Here is a 15,726-nt window from a genome sequence, read left to right as displayed (position 1 = left end):
CCACCGACCACCCGCCAAGGACGGTCGATGGGCGGAGCGCGGCAGCTAGACGGTGATCGACCAAGAGTCGAGGACGCCGGTGTCCCCGTAGCCGTTGTCGCCGATGCGCAGCGTCCAGGTCCCCCCGGCCGGCTCACCGGCCGCGGGCTGGACGCTGAAGGTCTTGTTCGAGGCGAACGGCGTGCAGTCGTAGTACGCCCCGGGCCACTGGGCGAGGGCGTAGCGGCGACCCGTGGGCGAGACGAGGGTGATGTTCAGATCCTCGAAGCAGGTGTGCTTCGCGACGACGCCCACGGTGATGGGTGAGGCCGCCGGGCCGGTCGCGTCGGACTTCACGGCGCTGGTCGCGACGGCGAAGTCGCGGATGGGGTAGTCGGTGCCGTTGGTGAACACCCGGCCGCCGCCGCCACCCGGCGCCGTCTTGACCACGACCGGAGCCGTCGCCGCAGACTTGTTGCCGGCCGCATCCGTGGCTCGCACGGTGAACGAGTACTCGGTGTTCGGAGTCAGGCCGGTCACCGTGGCACTGGTGCCCGACGCACTCTTCACCACGGTGGCACCGTTGAGAACGTCGTACCCGGTGACGCCGACGTCGTCCGTGGACGCGTCCCAGGCCAGCGACACCGTCGTGTCCGTGGCGCCTGTCGAGCGCGGACTTCCCGGCGTGGTCGGTGCCTGCGTGTCGTTGCTGCCGCGGGCGGTCACCAGCTGCACGTTCCACTTGGCGAGTGCCTCGTTGACCGGCTGGAAGATCGACAGGTCGTTGTCGTTGGTCGGGTTCGTCACGCACTTCGCCGGGCCGCCCTCGTGCAGACCTACCGCCTTGTCACCCAGCAGCCAGCCGCCACCGGAGTCGCCGCCCAGCGAACAGGCCGTCGTCCAGGTGAGGTCCTCGACGACGCCGACGTTGCCGCCGTAGTCGATGGACTTGTGGGTGTACCTGACCTCGCCGCACTGCCACTTCGAGGTGTTCCCCGAGTGGCACACGCGGTCGCCGACCATGGCCTCGGCCGAGCCCGTGACCGAGACCGCCGGGCTTCCCCAGGTGTTCACCGATCCGGTCAGGTTCCAGCTCGGTTCAGTCACCGAGACCAGACCCATGTCACCCTCACGACCGTTGACGGTGTGGGTGCCGCCGACATTCGAGGTGCCGAGCTTGTTCTGCTGTCCGGACTGGCCGTACGCGGGCTGGTTGGCATCGTTGGTGCAGTGGCCGGCCGTCAGGAGGTGCTTGGCACCGGCAGAGTCGGTGACGCCGAAGCCGACCGAGCAGGGGGTCTCAGCCCCCGGCCACCAGGGGTCGCCGGTGTGCACGGTGCCTCCCAGGAGGCCCGGATCGGCAGACTGCTGACGCTGCTGCGACGCCGTCGTCACCACCTGTACGCCACCGCCGAGCTTGCGCACGGTCGCGAGGAATCGCTCGGTCGCGGCCGTCTTCGCGGGCCGGCTCACGTTCACCCGGACGACGTTGTTCTTCACGTCGATTCCCCAGCTGAAGACACCCGGAACGCCCGAGCCTGCCGCCTCACGAACGGAGCTGAGAAGACGCTCGAGCTCCGCCTGACTGCGGGGAACGACCTTCGGGTTCGCACCGCGCGCTCGTGCCTGCTCGGCGTCCTTGGCATCGTTGACGGCGACGGTCAGCTTGCCGCTGGCCGGGTCGAACCAGTGCCCGGCGAGCTGGTCGCGCAGCTCTCGCGGAAGGGACGAGAACACGCGGTGCGCCTGGTCCTGCTGCATCAGCTCGGTCCGGGCTGCTCGGGGTGAGATCCCGAATGCCTTTGCCACGCCGCGGACTGTGGCCTCCGGTGCTCCGCCGTCCTGGTGCGCGGCGGGTGCAGGGCGTTCGGCCGCAGCCGAGCTGCCGCTCAACGTCGTGGCCAGGGCGCCAGCGGCAAGCGTCGAGCCGCAGATCACGGCTATGGCCTTCTGGTGAGAGTTCATTTCTTGGACTCCTCGCAATGGGTGGAGAGGGATCCCGTGAACGTAAGCCGGTCACTTCTTCTGGTGGCTGGTCCAGCGTCCTTTAACTGTTAAGAGTGGGGAATCTGATTGGCGCGCAACGGTGTTCGACGCCAGGCGCCGTCCGGGTTTCGCCCCCATGCGGCCGCGCCCCTTTAACTGTTAACCGAATGGCGCCAAGAGACTGCGTCTTCCGAATCTGACCGCCTTACAAGGGCGTCAGATTCAGGAGACGCAGTCTCTTGGCGCTCCGCCGGGTTGACCAACGTTGGTGGCGAACCGCTCGCCAGGGGGAGGCGGGTCGTCCCGCGGAGTGAGGCGGTCGGCGTACGAGCGGACCAGGCTGCGGGGCATGACAACCCGACCGACACCGCCGGCTCCGCGCTGGATCGTTCGTCTTGCGCACATCAGCGCCCTCAGTCCGGTGCTGTCGTCACTGTGGCGGCTGCCGCTGATGTTCGGCGTCAGCATGGGTATGGATCACGAGTTCATGGACGAGATGATGAGCCACCCGTTCCTGGTGCGAGCGGCGTACCTGGTCGGTCTCGGAGTCCTCAGCGATGGTCTGGCATTCCTCGCGATCGGGTTGGTACGGCCGTGGGGTGAGGTGTTTCCCAGGTGGCTGCCGCTGATCGGTGGTCGGGCCGTCCCGGTCGGATTCGCAGCAACCGCAGCGCTACTCGGCGGTCTGGGGGCAACGCTGTTCGGGGCGACCGTCGCGTTCGGGATGCCGAGCAACATGACGTGGGACGCATGGGGCGTCCTGATGTACGGCTGCTACGCACCGCTGGCCCTCTGGGGTCCGACGCTCCTGGTGGTCACCGCCGACTATGTACGTCGTCGCACGGTCGGCCGTCGCGTGTCGCCTGTGGGTCAGGCCGTGGCGTAGCAGGACAAGCGGTCGGCGAGGATCTCCGGCTGGCTGAGTGCGACGAGATGGCCGCCGGGCATGGTGTCAATCTCGTTGATCTGCAAGCGGTCTCGCGCCACGCGCTGCTGGAAGGACAACGGGAAGAACCGGTCGTCGGTCGCCTGCAGGATGTGGGTCTGAACCTCGGGCCAGCTCTGCAGCGGCCAGGGATCCGTCCAGATCGAGGTCAGGTCAGCCATCCCGTCGGCGGCTGCGAACGCCTCTTCGGTCACGTCGTCCGGTACGTCGTGGAAGAAGTCGCGGCGCAGGTCGAACTCGGCGGGCCGACCGTGCGCCACAGCGTTCTCGCTCTGGGCTTTGTCCTGACCGACGTTGTCCCACCAATCGCCAGCAGTTTCACCAGGATTCGGGATCATCGCGTTGAGGAGGACCAGCCGTTGGGCGTCCAGCGATTCGCACACGAGCGGGCTGCTGAAGCCGCCGATCGACTGACCCACGACCACGAGGTCGTCATGACCGGAGCCGACCTGATCGACTGCGGCGTCGACGTAGGTCGACAGGGTCGACGTGCCTTCCAGGGGGAGATCGACCGGGACGGCTCGGTGGCCACGAGACTCGAGCGCGGGGACGAGGCGGTGCCAGTACCAAGCACGGCCGTCGGCGCCGGGGATCAGAACGAAGGTCGTCATGCGCTCGACGCTAGGTCGCGGCCCGGGGCAGAGCACCTCCGATCGTGCGGAATCGGCACGCAGACCCTTGACATCACCCATGCGTAAGTGGCAACTTACCGTTCGTGACCGCTAACCAAGAAGGCTGGAGTGCCGTCAGCGACCCGACTCGTCGGCTCATCGTCGAGCGCCTCGCCGGCGGGTCCTGCTCCGTCCGAGAGCTGGCCGACGACCTGCCCGTGACCCGACCGGCCGTCTCGCAGCACCTCAAGGTGCTCAAGGACGCCGGGCTGGTCTCCGAGCGAGCGGCAGGCACCCGAAGGATCTACCGGCTCAACCCGGCGGGCGTCATCGCGCTCCGCGACCAGCTCGACACGTTCTGGAACCGCGCGCTGGCCGGATACGCCGACGTCGCAGAGCAGGACGTCACAGACGAATCATCAAAGGAGACACCATGACTGAGAGTCCGAACGCCGTGCTGAAGACCGTGGTCGTCGACATCCCCGTCGACCGCGCCTTCGAGACCTTCACTGCCCGGCTCGGTGACTTCAAGCCTCCGGAGCACACCCTGCTGACCTCGCCGATCGTCGAGACGGTCTTCGAGCCACGCGTCGGTGGCCACATCTACGACCGTGGGGAGGACGGCAGCGTCTGCCGCTGGGCGCGCGTGCTGGCGTACGAACCCCCGACCCGAGTCGTTTTCAGCTGGGACATCGACCCGACGTGGCAGGTGGAGACCAACCTCGAGAACACCAGTGAGGTTGAGGTCCGCTTCACGGCTGAGTCTCCGGAGCGCACGAGGCTCGAGCTCGAGCACCGCAACCTCGATCGGCACGGCCCCGGATGGCAGTCCGTGCGAGACGGTGTCAGTAGCCCCCAGGGCTGGCAGCTCTACCTCGACCGGTACGCCGCACTCACCCAGGTGCACTGAGTCTCGACGCCTCGGGAGGCGAGGTCGTCGTACGGTGGCGGCATGGCGCACCCGCCCCGCTTCCGTGACGACGACCCCTACCTTGCCCGGCTCCGAGAGCTGGCCCTGGCTCTGCCGGAGGCTCAGGTGAAGGTGTCGCACGGACACCCGAACTTCTTCACCAAGAAGGTGTTTGCGGTGTTCGGCGGGATCGTGAAGGGCGACCACCATGCCGACACGTATGCACGCTCGGTGCTGGTGCTGCCCGACGCCGACGAGCGGCTCGCACTCCTGGAGGACGAGCGCTGCTTCAGCCCGGCGTACTACGGGCCATCGGGCTGGGTCGGGTTGAACTTCCTTGTGGGCCAACCGGATTGGGCCCAAGTGGCCGAGCTGCTCGACATGTCCTACCGCAACACGGCGCCGAAGCGTCTGGTCGCCGAGCTCGATAAGTCGGTCGAGTAGCCGGAGCGCTAGCCTCCACCGCCGGTCGAGTAGCCGGAGCGCTAGCCTCCACCGCCGGTCGAGTAGCCGGAGCGCTAGCGGAGGCGTATCGAGACCAGGTGCACGCGCGCACCTGATCTCGATACGGCTCGTTCCTCACCTACTCGACCCTCGCCTACTCGACCAGCGGGGCTACGCCTGAGCCAGCTTCGGTCGACGCGCCATCCAGGCCGCCATCAGCAAACCGCCGACCGGGATCTCCATCAGGAAGACGAAGCCGCGGTAGAGCAAGATGCCGGCCGCGGCACCCGCCGCCGGGACGCCGAGGGCCACGAGGATCCCAGCCATGCCGACCTCGACGAACCCGGCCGCACCCGGCGTCAGCACGAACAGCGTGAGCACGCTCTGCATCGCGAAGGCTGCGAACACGATGGCCGGAGTGACCGTCAGCCCGACCACGGCCAGGCAGGCCCACAGCAGGACCGCCTGGAGAGCGGCGTACGCGAGCTTGCCGATGGTGAGGCGCAGCCAACCGGTGGAGACCAGCTCGTTGGTGTCGGCGCGCATCCCGCTGGCCTGCTCGGCCCAGGTGGTCGGGTCGACCGGACGACGTAGGCGGAGCGCGACGCGACCGGCCGTACGACCGAGGGCACGGGCCAGCCGGTCGCTGCGGAACACCGTGGTGACTCCGACGGTGAGGAGCACGAGAGCGGCGACGCTGATGACGGCCGCCATCGCGAGCGAGTGGTTGCCCGTCGTGGTCGCGGCCAGCCAGCCGACGGCGACGGCCGGCAGCGCCAGCTTGATCATCGTGTCCCAGATGTTGGTGACCAGCGCCCAGCGACCGAACGCCACGGACCCGAAGCCCCAGGAACGGGCCATCGAGTAGTTCGCCACCGTCCCCGCAGCGCCGCCGAGTGGCAGCAGGTTGGACACGAAGCTGCCCGTGATGTTGAGCAGGAAGGCACGTCGGTGCGACAGGCCCGGCATCCCGGCCGAGAGTGCCAGCGTGTGCACGGCGAGTCCGAGCAGCCACAGCGCCGCGAGCGCGCCGAGCTGCCAGGGCTGGACGCTCGCGACCGTGTGGCCGATCTCCGACCACGAGGCGCCGATCGCGTGCGGCAGCGCCCACACGAGCAGCGCGCCGGTGAGGCCGATGCCGAGGACCGCCTTCAGCGCGGTGGGCCACCAGGCGCGCTGCTGGGCGGCCTCAGGCGCCGTCGTGGGTGGGGCCGGGCTGGGGGCCGTGCTGGGAGCCGGGCGTCGAGTCGTGGGGGCCGTACGCACCGTGGGCGCTCCCGGGAGCGCGGTCGGGCTGGTGGTGAGCCGGGTCGGCGCGGGCCGCGTGAGCACTGGACTGGTCATGACAGCGATGTTGCTGCCGACCGGCGGGCGGCGTCGTCACCCTCGGGGGCCATCACGAGGTGCCGAAGTCACCCCCAGGTACTAGACCCTCGACCCGTCACGAGGGGCAGGTCCGAGACTTTGGACTACCCCGCCTGGATTGCGAGAGCAAGTCGCAGGGAACCGACGCGCGGGCCCGGCTCGGTCGACGGGGATACCTTCGTCCGGTGGACGGTGAGACGCAGAACCTGGTCGCGGAGCTGACCCGGGCCTTGGAGACCTGGCACCTGTCCGAGGGCGACCACGGGTGGACGGCCCGCACGCACTTCATGGTTCGGCTGCTGAAGGCCGACGGGTCATGGGACGAGGTGGTTCACGATTGGGAGGTAGCCGATCGCGACGGAGACTCGGAGGCCGCCCTCTGGTGCGCCTGGGTGCACGCCGAACGCGGTGATCCGGCCGGCGCTCGGGAGGCGCTGGAGCGTGCGGCGCGGCGCGGTGAGCCGGCCGCGTGGTGGCTGTTGTACACCACTCATGCCCGCGCCGACGCGAACCGCACTGAGCTCAGGTCCGCCTACGAGCAAGCCCGGACGGAACATCGACGGGCCCTGGAAGCCGCGGACTCGGTCGGTGACGCGAAGGCCGCACGCCGCGTCGGTGCATACCTGCTCGCGGAGGCTGTGATCGCTCGGCAGACGGGCGACCAAGCCCTCGCCGAACGGCAGACCGAGCAGGGAGTCGCAGCCCTGCGACGCGCGGTGGACCGAGGCAGCGCGGAAGCCGCCGCTCTGCTGGGCGACCGCGCGGCGGAGGAGTTCCCGCAGCATCCGGAGCCCGATGAGGACCGGCACCAACGCGCCCAGCCGTGGTACCAGCTCGCCGACGAGCGAGGTCACGGCAGGAGCGCCTGGCATTGTGGTCTCATCCTTGCCGCACGTGGCGACACCGTGGAGGCGGAGGCCGCCTATCGTCGGGCCCGGGCGCGAGGTGACGCACAGGCGGTTTCCAGCCTCGCCGCCCTGCTGGCGCGGCGCCCCTCGGACTCAGCCGGCGCCGAGGCGGCCCACCGGCTGGCGGCCGACATCGGCTATGCGCCCGACGCGCACACCGAACTGGGTGCTTACCTGCGCGAGCGCGGCGACCTCACCGGCGCCGAGGGAGCCTTCCGGCGCGCCGTCGAGCGGAGTGAGCCGAACGCCGCGACTCAGCTGCGCTACCTCTACCGGCAGCACCCGCACCTACGGCCAAAGTCCTGATCGCGCTGCGCGATCTCGCCACGCCGGCCGCTTGGCCCTTTGCGATCGCAAGGTGACTCGCTACCTCGCAGATGCCTCGCCTTGAGGAGAGCCGCCTGCGAGGACGAGAGTCACTTTGCGGGAGCGAACGAAGGGTGCAGTGCGGGAGCGAACGAAGGGTGCAGTGCGGGAGCGAACGAAGGGTGCAGTGCGGGAGCGAACGAAGGGTGCAGTGCGCGAGTGAGCCGAGCGGTCAGTCGACGGCGAGCGCGAGCTCGGGCGCGGGGCGGTACATCAGGTACGTCGGGCGCGGCGTCGCCGCGTACGCCGGGTGTGCTGGGCGAGGCGCGCGCGTCGCTGCGACGGCGGCCGGCTGCGGAGCGCTAGCGCGCCGGGCGTCGGCCAGGTGGCGACCGCGGACGAGCCACCACACGAGCGCGGTGCCGCCGACGGGGATCTCAAGGGCGAAGGTGAAGCCGCGGTAGAGCAGGATTCCTGCTGCGGCCTCGGGTGCGGGCAGTCCGAGCGCGACGAGCACACCGGCCATGCCGACCTCGACCACACCGGCCGCGCCGGGTGTGATGGAGGCGATGCTGAGGACCTGCTGGACGGCGTACGCGGCGAAGACCACGGCCGGGTTGATGTTCGCGCCGACTGCTGCGAGGCACGCGCCCAGAAGGGCGGTCTGCAGTACGACGTAGAGGACCTTGCCGGTCGTCAGGCGGATCCACGCTGAGGACACGAGGCCCGCAGTGTCCCAACGGATCTCGCCCGCGCGACGCGCCCACGCGGCTGGCTCGACGGGACGGCCGAAGCGGACAGCGACGCGACCTGCGCGGTGGCCGGCGGAGTGTGCGAGTCGGTCACTGCGCAGCAGCACGGTCGCGCCGACGACCACGGCGATGAACATCACCAGGCTCCACAGCGCGATCCAGAACAACGTGCCCTGACCGGGTGCGGTCGCGCCGAGCCAGGTGACGGCCACGACCGGGAGGCCGAGCTTGAAGAGGGTGTCCCACAGGTTGGTGACCATCGCGTAGCGCGCGAAGTCGAAGCTGGTGAAGCCCCAACGCCGGATCATCGAGAAGTTGAGGGCGGTGCCGGCGGCCCCGCCGACCGGGAGCACGTTGGCGACAGCGGCGCCGGTCTGGCTCACCAGCAGAGCCTGGCGGTGCCGGAGGCCGGGCATAGCGGCGGACAGCATGATCGTGTGCGAGAGGATGCCGATCGCCCAGAGGGCGGCCAGCGCGAACAGCTGCCACATCGGGATACCCACGATGATCGAGCCGATCTGGGACCAGGAGGCGCCGACGGCGCGCGGCAGGCCCCAGATGAGGGCCCCGGCGGTGACGCCGAGGCCGAGGAGTGCCTTGATGGTGGCGAGGACGCGACAGCGGAGCACGCGCTCGCCAGAAGGGCAGAGGGACGCGGTCGGCTCGGGGGCGGAGCTGATCGGCATGGCCTTCACGGTCCCATGGCTTCCGGTGACCGATCACCATTCACCAGGTGAATGTCTGGCGCCTGGTATCAGGCGCGCCTTCGCGGGCCTCGTCGGGGTCTGGATATCAGGGCGATGACATCGCGCTGATGACGCGGAGGAAGGGCCGTTCGCCCTTTCACGACGACGCGTTGTAGGACTCCCAGGAGATCCACATCCGGAATTTTGTCCGCATGGTGGACGCCATGTCTCAAACGGTGACCGACAGCCCTTCGTCCGCGAGCAGCACGTCTCCGGAGAAGTGTGCCGCGGCGTCCTGGCGACTGCGCTCGCGGTGGTTGCCCGGCCAGAAATGGGTGAGCAGGAGACGTCGAGCCCTCGCGCGCTCCGCGAGCTGTCCCGCCTCGGCTGCCGTCAGGTTGTACGCCGGTGTGCCCGCCTCCGCGCTCGGGACTCCGTCCTGCTGGTGACGGTCGGTGGCGTCCACGATGAACACGTCCGCATCACGTCCGAGCTCCGCCACCGCGTCGTCCGGTCCGGTGTCGCCGGTGTACGCGATCGTGCCGGCGCCGGACGTCACCCGGACGCCCACGTTGTCCACGTAGTGCGGGAGCTGCCGCAACGAGAGGTGGAACGCGCCCACCTCGGCCGTGTCCGGCGTACCCCGCCAGTCGAAGACGTGCGCCATCGCGAGCCCGCCGCCCTTCTCGACAGCAGCGAGGCGTTCGAACACGGCCGAGGGACAGAACAGCGGCAGGGGAGGAAGGTCCCGTCCGGCGTACCAGCGGGCCCGCAGCAGGCCGGCCAGGTCGCCGGTGTGGTCCGGGTGGTCATGGGTGATGACGACCGCCTCAAGCCCCGCAGCGACCGCTGAGTCCAGATGCGTCAGCAGCCTCGGCAGCGTGCCCCAGCCGAGATCGAGCAGTACCGCGGCGCCATCGGCCTCGACGACGAGTCCGGAGCAGGCCCGTCCTGGCTCCGGCCACGCGCCGCAGCTGCCGAGCACGGTCACCGTGAGGGAAGCCACATCGCATCGTGACACGGGCGCCCAGTGATGGGGCGTCGTCATCGAGGTCATGACATCAGGATCGGCCGCAGTCCGCGCCCTGCGCATCGCTCGGTGGAGTGGGAGCGCTCACCCGTCCGGGGGACTCGATCGCGCCCTCTTGGACGATCTAGCGCGTGTTCTAGAGGCGGTTATCGTCACCGATCAGGTGCACGAGCCCTGCCGTTGTTAGAGTCCTCCGGTGCTTCTTGACCACGCGGCCCTGGGCGACATCCTCGGCGTTGATGTCCCAGAGTCCGTGACATCGGTGGGCGCGGTCACTCATGACTCCCGCGATGTCGTGCCGGGCGGTGCCTTCGTGGCCATTCCCGGATTCCTCGTGGACGGCGTCGACTTCGTGCCCCAGGCGCTCTCGCGTGGTGCCTCCTTGGTCGTCGCCGAGCGTGAGGTCCCGGGCGTACCGACCGCGATCGTCCCTGATGCCCGTACGGCCCTCGCTCGCCTGGCCGTCGAGGTCACCGGTCGCCCGTCCGAGAAGCTCACCGTCTATGGCATCACCGGCACCAACGGCAAGACCACGAGCTCGTACGTCCTGCACGCCATCCTGAGTGCGGCGTACGGCACCGATCACACGGGTCTGATGACGACGGCCGAGATCGCGGTCGGCGACTCGCGTGAGGTGTCCGAGCGGACCACTGGTGAGGCGCCCATCGTCCAGGGCAACCTCGCGCGGATGGTCGACGCCGGCGTACAGCACGTCGTCCTGGAGACTTCCTCGCACGGCATCCACTTGCACCGTGTGCTCGGAACCCATTACGCCGCAGCGCTTTTCACCAACCTCACGCGTGACCACATTGACCTGCACGGCACGATGGAGGACTACTACCTCACGAAGCGTCGGCTCTTCGAGTGGACGGCCGGGCCGAAGCTCAGCAACGTCGACGACGTCTACGGCAAGCGGCTCGCAGAGGAGATCCCGGGCACGCTGACGTTCGGTCTGTCCGAGAACGCCGACTACCGGATTGTCGGCGAGCGCGTCGAGGGCGGCGGGACGGCGTTCGAGCTGCAGACGCCGCGCGGGATGCTCGAGCTCAAGACGCCGCTGCTGGGTGACTACAACGTGCACAACGTCGCGGGTGCGTCGGCGATCGCGCTCGAGATGGGCATGGACCCCGAGGTGCTGGTGCGCGCGGTCGAGACGATGGACCAGGTGCCCGGTCGTTTCGAGCGGGTGCCGGCGGCGCTGGATCACGGCATCGAGGTCGTCGTCGACTACGCCCACACCGACATCGGCCTGCAGGCCGTGCTCGACGTGGCGCGCGATGTCGCCCAGGCCCGGGGCGCCGACGCTCGCGTCATCTGCATCTACGGCGCCGCCGGTGACCGCGACAAGGCCAAGCGCCCCCTGATGGGTCAGGTCGCGTCGCGGCTGGCTGATGTGGGCATCATCACCACGGACGACGCCTACTCCGAGGACCCGCAGGCCATCGCCGATGAGGTCGCCACGGGAGCCGACCTCAGTCGTACGACGATCGTGCTGGACCGGCGCAAGGCGATCGAGCTGGCGCTCTCGCAGGCTCGGCCCGGCGATGTGGTGGTCGTGGCCGGCAAGGGGCACGAGCGGGTGCAGCACCTGCCCGATGGCGACATCGAGTTCCACGACGCGACCGTCGTCAACGAGCTGCTCGCCACCCCCGCAGGTTGAGCCGGGCGAGCCCCTGGGCGAGCACGAGTCGAAACCCGGTGACGGCGGAATCTCCCTGTGCGTCACCGGGTCTCGATACGGCTCGTTCCTCGCCTACTCGACCAGCGTTCTCTTGAGTCAGCCGGCGGCGACGGTGTCGCGCTCGACCCAGCTCATGTCCGGCGTACGGTCGCCGGCCGGCTCCAGCGCGGACAGCTCATCGAGCGCGCTTTGCGGGACCACGAGGGTGGCCGCCTTTACGTTCTCCTCGAGGTACTTCCGGCGCTTCGTTCCAGGGATCGGTACGACGTCCTCACCCTGGGCGAGCAGCCAGGCCAGCGCGACCTGACCCGGCGTGGAGTCGACGCCGTCTGCGATCTCGCGGATCCGCTCGACCAGCGCGACGTTCTTGTCCAGGTTGTCGCCCTGCCAGCGCGGCAGCGTCGACCGGAAGTCGTCGTCACCCGGCTTTGCTGCCGCCGCTGAACCGGTGAGCAGGCCCCGACCGAGCGGCGAGTACGCCACCACGGTGGTGCCGAGCTCGCGCGCGGTCGGGACGACGGCCCGCTCGATGTCGCGGCTGAAGATGGACCACTCGGTCTGCACGGCCGCGATCTGGTGGACGGCGTTCGCGCGGCGCAGCGTCTCCGCGGATGCCTCGGACAGACCGATCTGCCGGACCTTGCCTGCGTCGACCATCTGCGCCATCGCGCCGACGGACTCCTCGATCGGCACCTGCGGGTCCGGGCGGTGCAGGTAGTAGAGGTCGATCTGGTCCACGCCCAGACGAGAGAGCGAGGCGTCAACGGCCTTGCGGGCGTACGCCGCCGAGCCGTCGACCTGCCCATTGGGCATCGATGTCTCGGGGTCGGTCAGGATGCCGAACTTCGTGGCCAGCACGACCTCGTCGCGACGGGTGCGCAGGACCTCGGCGAGCAGCTGCTCGTTGTGGCCGTTGCCGTACATGTCGGCGGTGTCGAGCAGGTTCACGCCGAGGTCGAGCGCGCGGTTGAGGGTCGCGAGGGCTTCGTCGCGGTCGGCCTCGCCATAGGCGAACGACATGCCCATGCAGCCGAGGCCGAGCGCGGACACCTCGAGGTCACCGATGCTGCGGCGGGGGATCTGGGTGCTCATCTGAGTTGCTCCTTCGAGTGTTTCGAGGCAGGACAAGGTTCACAACGCCCGCGATCGGGGAGTTGAGAGATGGGAAGCGGTCGGGTCGCGCTAGGGGGAGCAGATGCCGCCGTAGGCGGAGATCTTGTAGTCGGTGACCGCGAGCGAGAGCTGCAGCTCCTCGATCTGCCGGGCGATCCGGTCGCGGTGCGACTGCATGAGCTCCAGTCGCTGCGGTGCTGTGGACTCGCCCTGTGCGGCGAGGTCGACGTACTCCTTGAGATCGCGAATCGACATACCTGACAGGCGCATTCGCGTCAGGAACGTGATCCGTCGCACCGAGTCTGCGTCATAGACCCGGTGGCCCGACTGTGACCGTGGCACCGACACGAGGCCGATGCGTTCGTAGTAGCGCAGGGTGTGCGGGCTGAGGTCGAGCAGCTCGGCAACCTGGGCGACGGTCATCGGCTCGGTGACCTCATCGGCATTGAGCAGCGCGGTCACCTGCTCGACGGTGACGGGTTCGTTGCCGACGCGATTGGCGAGGGCCTGATCGATGATCGTCGCGGTGGTCATGTCTATGACGGTAAGAGTTAGAGCACGCTCTAAGGCAAGGGCATATCGAAAGAAAGTTCTGGCGGCCGCCGATGAGCGCGCACTCGCGACTGTGCTGTGCGCGGGATTCCTTCAACCGGCGCCGTTCGCTAAGTACGACTCCACCAGCTCGCGCGGGACCGCGCCGAGCGAGTCGTGCTGCCACCGCGGCGAGCGGTCCTTGTCGACCAGCTGGGCGCGTACGCCCTCCACGAAGTCGCCCCCGGCCACCAGTCGATCGGCCAGCACCAGGTCCTGCTCAAGCACCTCGGCGACCGTCTCCATCGTCGTCGCCCGCCGCAACGCCTCCAGGGTCACGGCCACAGATAACGGCGAGCGCGTCTCGATGAGGGCGCCGGCGGCCTGCGCATCCGGCGACGCGTGCGAGAGGAGCCGGGCGACGATCGCGACCGCCTCGTCCCCGGCGTAGCACTCGTCGATCCACCCGCGGCCACCCGCGAGCGTGCTCGGCGACGGAGGGACCGTGGTCCGCAGTGCGGGTACGCCGTCCGCCAGCCGGGCGAGCACGTCCGGCCAGTCCGCGGAGCTCACCGCCGTGTCGGACAGCTCGGCGGCGACGGCGTCGGCGGCACCGATCGTCGTACCGGTCAGCGCGAGGTGGGTGCCGATCTCGCCCGGCGCACGGGAGAGGAGGTAGAGCGCGCCCACATCCGGAAAGAAGCCAATTCCCGTCTCGGGCATAGCGATTCGCGAGCGCTCAGTGACAAGGCGGAGGCTGGCGTACGACGAGATGCCGATGCCGCCGCCCATGACCACGCCGTCCTGGAACGCGACCACCGGCTTCGTGAACGACGCGAGGGCGGCATTCATGGCGTACTCGGCTCGGAAAAAGGAGGTGTGGTCCTCGCCGGCCAGCCGGGCGCGGCGTACGGCCACGACGTCGCCTCCCGCGGACAGGCCGCGCTCGCCCGCGCCTTCGATGGAGACGGTCTGCACGGTCTCGTCGCTCGCCCACTCGCGCAGTGCCTCGGAGACGGCGGTGACCATCGGCTCGGTGAGCGCGTTGATGGCGTGCGGTCGGTTGAGGACGATCCGCCCGAGTGCGCCTTCGCGCAGGAGCAGGACGTCGCTGGTCGAGTCAGTCGTCGGCACGGTCGACCACCCTAGATCGGCGGCCGTCGGCGCCGGGTGCGCGTCCGGTGTGGCGCTGGTACTGACGGCTGAAGTGGCCGAGGTCGCTGTAGCCCAGGACAGTCGCGACCTGGCTGACAGTCAGATCCGTCTCGACGATCAGCTCGCGGGCCCGCGCGACCCTCGCCTGCGCCACGAAGCGAGCCGGCGGCAGACCGGTGTACGTCGTGAACCGGCGCGTGAGCTGCGACCGCGACAGACCCGTCCGCGTCGCGAGCTCGGGCACGGTCCAGCGTCGGCCCGGGTCGCCACGGATGTCGCGTACGACGTCGGCCAGGGCCGTGTCCACGTGACTCGGCGTCGGCCGGGTCGCGTCGTCGTGGAGCATGAGCAGGATCTGTTCGAGACCGAGGACCGCCTGCCGCAGCCCGCGCACGTCTCCTCGGCGGTGCCCGTCGTGGGCGAGGCGAGCGAGCCCGGTCAGCAGGTCGAAGTCGCGGGTCGCGCACCAACGGTGCGGCAGGCGTACATCGTCTGGGGTTTCGAAATGGATGCCGAAGACGAGCAGCCGCCGGTGCGGGTCGTGCTCGGCAACCGGGGCGTCACCCGGCTCCAGGAGGAAGCAGACGCCCGGTCGGAGCGCGACGTCGTGACCGGCCACCTCCAGCCGGCCGACGCCGTCGAGGACGCACCACAGGAGGTGGTCCTCCAACGGCTTGGACCGCCAAGACCACTCGGGCTCGCAGCGCCAGTAGCTGGGCGAGCCATGGAGAGACAGATGCGTCAAACAGGCAACGCCTTGCGACGGCTGGCCCTCGTATGAGCCAGTTCTCGGGCGGATGCTTTTCTCATGGTGAGTGATTCAGTCAAGCGTACGTTCGAGACCGATGGGTACGCCGTCGTCAGCGGGCTCTTCGCCGACGACGAGGTCGACCGGTTGCGTGACCACTACATGAGGGCGCGTCGCCGGGACCGGCTGCCGGAGGACATGGTCGGGGTCCAGCCGAGCAGCAAGGACCCGTTGAAGCGCTATCCGCGGATGGCGCAGATGCACCGCTGGGACGACACGTCGCTGCAGTGGCTGCTCGATGCGCGGCTTCGGGCCCAGCTGCAGACGCTGGTCGGCAACGACCCGTACGCCGTCCAGACGATGCTCTACTTCAAGCCGCCCGGGGCACGCGGCCAGGCGTTGCACCAGGACAACTTCTACCTGAAGGCCGAGCCGGGCACCTGCATCGCAGCCTGGATGGCTCTCGATGCGACCGACGAGGACAACGGCTGCCTGCTCGTCGTGCCGGGCAGCCACCGCTGGCCGATCTCTGTACGACCAAGGCGGACACGGCGGTCAGCTTCACCGACGTGACG

General features: G+C 69.2%; 16 protein-coding genes. 7 read left to right on the top strand and 9 right to left on the bottom strand.

What is annotated here, in order from left to right; genetic code table 11:
- Positions 1 to 45 precede the first annotated feature (45 nt).
- Entirely contained in the window at positions 46 to 1,944 is a 1,899-nt protein-coding gene (locus VV02_RS00080; protein WP_083449790.1) for a proprotein convertase P-domain-containing protein, read from the bottom strand.
- A 370-nt stretch (positions 1,945 to 2,314) separates the two neighbouring features.
- On the opposite strand from VV02_RS00080, the gene VV02_RS00075 reads away from it, so the two are divergent.
- Positions 2,315 to 2,851 carry a hypothetical protein gene (locus VV02_RS00075; RefSeq protein WP_052589154.1) on the top strand — a complete coding sequence of 179 codons (537 nt, stop codon included), beginning with the start codon at positions 2,315 to 2,317 and terminating at the stop codon, positions 2,849 to 2,851.
- Here the strand turns inward: VV02_RS00075 and VV02_RS00070 are convergent.
- Positions 2,836 to 3,522: an alpha/beta fold hydrolase gene (locus VV02_RS00070; RefSeq protein ID WP_052596346.1), complete on the bottom strand. Its 687-nt coding sequence runs from the start codon at positions 3,520 to 3,522 to the stop codon at positions 2,836 to 2,838. The genes VV02_RS00075 and VV02_RS00070 overlap by 16 nt on opposite strands.
- Before the next feature lie 104 nt (positions 3,523 to 3,626).
- Here VV02_RS00070 and VV02_RS00065 point away from each other — a divergent pair, with 104 nt between their 5' ends.
- From VV02_RS00065 to VV02_RS00055, 3 genes are read left to right on the top strand one after another with little or no spacing between them, the layout of a single operon-like run.
- Positions 3,627 to 3,959, top strand: a complete 333-nt coding sequence (locus tag VV02_RS00065) for an ArsR/SmtB family transcription factor (protein WP_052589153.1) — start codon at positions 3,627 to 3,629, stop codon at positions 3,957 to 3,959.
- The gene (locus tag VV02_RS00060; RefSeq protein WP_052589152.1) at positions 3,956 to 4,432 is read left to right on the top strand and encodes an SRPBCC family protein; all 477 of its coding nucleotides are present in this window, start codon (positions 3,956 to 3,958) and stop codon (positions 4,430 to 4,432) included. Before VV02_RS00065 ends, VV02_RS00060 begins: the two co-directional genes overlap by 4 nt.
- Positions 4,433 to 4,474: 42 nt before the next feature.
- Complete coding sequence (locus VV02_RS00055; RefSeq protein ID WP_052589151.1) at positions 4,475 to 4,876, top strand: MmcQ/YjbR family DNA-binding protein; 402 nt, start codon at positions 4,475 to 4,477, stop codon at positions 4,874 to 4,876.
- A 171-nt stretch (positions 4,877 to 5,047) separates the two neighbouring features.
- Here VV02_RS00055 and VV02_RS00050 read toward each other — a convergent pair whose 3' ends face one another.
- On the bottom strand, positions 5,048 to 6,220 hold the full coding sequence (locus VV02_RS00050) for a lysylphosphatidylglycerol synthase transmembrane domain-containing protein (RefSeq protein WP_083449789.1): 1,173 nt from the start codon (positions 6,218 to 6,220) through the stop codon (positions 5,048 to 5,050).
- Positions 6,221 to 6,426: 206 nt separating this feature from the next.
- Between VV02_RS00050 and VV02_RS00045 the strand changes: the two genes are divergently transcribed.
- Positions 6,427 to 7,455, top strand: a complete 1,029-nt coding sequence (locus VV02_RS00045) for a tetratricopeptide repeat protein (RefSeq protein WP_052589149.1) — start codon at positions 6,427 to 6,429, stop codon at positions 7,453 to 7,455.
- Between the two features lie 232 nt (positions 7,456 to 7,687).
- Here VV02_RS00045 and VV02_RS00040 read toward each other — a convergent pair whose 3' ends face one another.
- Both VV02_RS00040 and VV02_RS00035 read right to left on the bottom strand, forming a co-directional pair.
- Positions 7,688 to 8,893 carry a lysylphosphatidylglycerol synthase transmembrane domain-containing protein gene (locus VV02_RS00040; protein WP_157063192.1) on the bottom strand — a complete coding sequence of 402 codons (1,206 nt, stop codon included), beginning with the start codon at positions 8,891 to 8,893 and terminating at the stop codon, positions 7,688 to 7,690.
- 229 nt (positions 8,894 to 9,122) lie between these two features.
- A complete protein-coding gene (locus VV02_RS00035) occupies positions 9,123 to 9,950 on the bottom strand; it encodes an MBL fold metallo-hydrolase (RefSeq protein WP_218917319.1) in 828 nt (275 codons plus the stop codon).
- Between the two features lie 169 nt (positions 9,951 to 10,119).
- On the opposite strand from VV02_RS00035, the gene VV02_RS00030 reads away from it, so the two are divergent.
- Complete coding sequence (locus tag VV02_RS00030) at positions 10,120 to 11,583, top strand: UDP-N-acetylmuramoyl-L-alanyl-D-glutamate--2,6-diaminopimelate ligase (protein ID WP_052589147.1); 1,464 nt, start codon at positions 10,120 to 10,122, stop codon at positions 11,581 to 11,583.
- A 117-nt stretch (positions 11,584 to 11,700) separates the two neighbouring features.
- Here the strand turns inward: VV02_RS00030 and VV02_RS00025 are convergent, their stop codons facing one another.
- From VV02_RS00025 to VV02_RS00010, 4 genes are all read right to left on the bottom strand, one after another.
- The gene (locus VV02_RS00025; protein WP_052589146.1) at positions 11,701 to 12,696 is read right to left on the bottom strand and encodes an aldo/keto reductase; all 996 of its coding nucleotides are present in this window, start codon (positions 12,694 to 12,696) and stop codon (positions 11,701 to 11,703) included.
- A 90-nt stretch (positions 12,697 to 12,786) separates the two neighbouring features.
- A complete protein-coding gene (locus VV02_RS00020; protein WP_052589145.1) occupies positions 12,787 to 13,251 on the bottom strand; it encodes a MerR family transcriptional regulator in 465 nt (154 codons plus the stop codon).
- Between the two features lie 111 nt (positions 13,252 to 13,362).
- On the bottom strand, positions 13,363 to 14,382 hold the full coding sequence (locus VV02_RS00015; RefSeq protein ID WP_052589144.1) for a 3-hydroxyisobutyryl-CoA hydrolase: 1,020 nt from the start codon (positions 14,380 to 14,382) through the stop codon (positions 13,363 to 13,365).
- Positions 14,369 to 15,073 carry a helix-turn-helix domain-containing protein gene (locus tag VV02_RS00010; RefSeq protein WP_218917318.1) on the bottom strand — a complete coding sequence of 235 codons (705 nt, stop codon included), beginning with the start codon at positions 15,071 to 15,073 and terminating at the stop codon, positions 14,369 to 14,371. Before VV02_RS00010 ends, VV02_RS00015 begins: the two co-directional genes overlap by 14 nt.
- Before the next feature lie 138 nt (positions 15,074 to 15,211).
- Here VV02_RS00010 and VV02_RS00005 point away from each other — a divergent pair, with 138 nt between their 5' ends.
- The gene (locus VV02_RS00005; RefSeq protein WP_218917317.1) at positions 15,212 to 15,724 is read left to right on the top strand and encodes a phytanoyl-CoA dioxygenase family protein; all 513 of its coding nucleotides are present in this window, start codon (positions 15,212 to 15,214) and stop codon (positions 15,722 to 15,724) included.
- Positions 15,725 to 15,726 lie beyond the last annotated feature (2 nt).

This window comes from Luteipulveratus mongoliensis, assembly GCF_001190945.1.
Taxonomy (GTDB): domain Bacteria; phylum Actinomycetota; class Actinomycetes; order Actinomycetales; family Dermatophilaceae; genus Luteipulveratus; species Luteipulveratus mongoliensis.
Note: the sequence above shows the minus strand (reverse complement) of the source record. Positions and strands in the feature narration are given on the sequence as shown.

Coding starts and splice junctions, on each gene's coding strand:
- VV02_RS00080 (WP_083449790.1), bottom strand. CDS start 1,944: ATGAACTCTCACCAGAAGGCCATAGCCGTGATCTGCGGCTCGACGCTT.
- VV02_RS00060 (WP_052589152.1), top strand. CDS start 3,956: ATGACTGAGAGTCCGAACGCCGTGCTGAAGACCGTGGTCGTCGACATC.
- VV02_RS00005 (WP_218917317.1), top strand. CDS start 15,212: ATGGTGAGTGATTCAGTCAAGCGTACGTTCGAGACCGATGGGTACGCC.
- VV02_RS00070 (WP_052596346.1), bottom strand. CDS start 3,522: ATGACGACCTTCGTTCTGATCCCCGGCGCCGACGGCCGTGCTTGGTAC.
- VV02_RS00075 (WP_052589154.1), top strand. CDS start 2,315: ATGACAACCCGACCGACACCGCCGGCTCCGCGCTGGATCGTTCGTCTT.
- VV02_RS00050 (WP_083449789.1), bottom strand. CDS start 6,220: ATGACCAGTCCAGTGCTCACGCGGCCCGCGCCGACCCGGCTCACCACC.
- VV02_RS00040 (WP_157063192.1), bottom strand. CDS start 8,893: ATGCCGATCAGCTCCGCCCCCGAGCCGACCGCGTCCCTCTGCCCTTCT.
- VV02_RS00055 (WP_052589151.1), top strand. CDS start 4,475: ATGGCGCACCCGCCCCGCTTCCGTGACGACGACCCCTACCTTGCCCGG.
- VV02_RS00025 (WP_052589146.1), bottom strand. CDS start 12,696: ATGAGCACCCAGATCCCCCGCCGCAGCATCGGTGACCTCGAGGTGTCC.
- VV02_RS00020 (WP_052589145.1), bottom strand. CDS start 13,251: ATGACCACCGCGACGATCATCGATCAGGCCCTCGCCAATCGCGTCGGC.
- VV02_RS00035 (WP_218917319.1), bottom strand. CDS start 9,950: ATGACCTCGATGACGACGCCCCATCACTGGGCGCCCGTGTCACGATGC.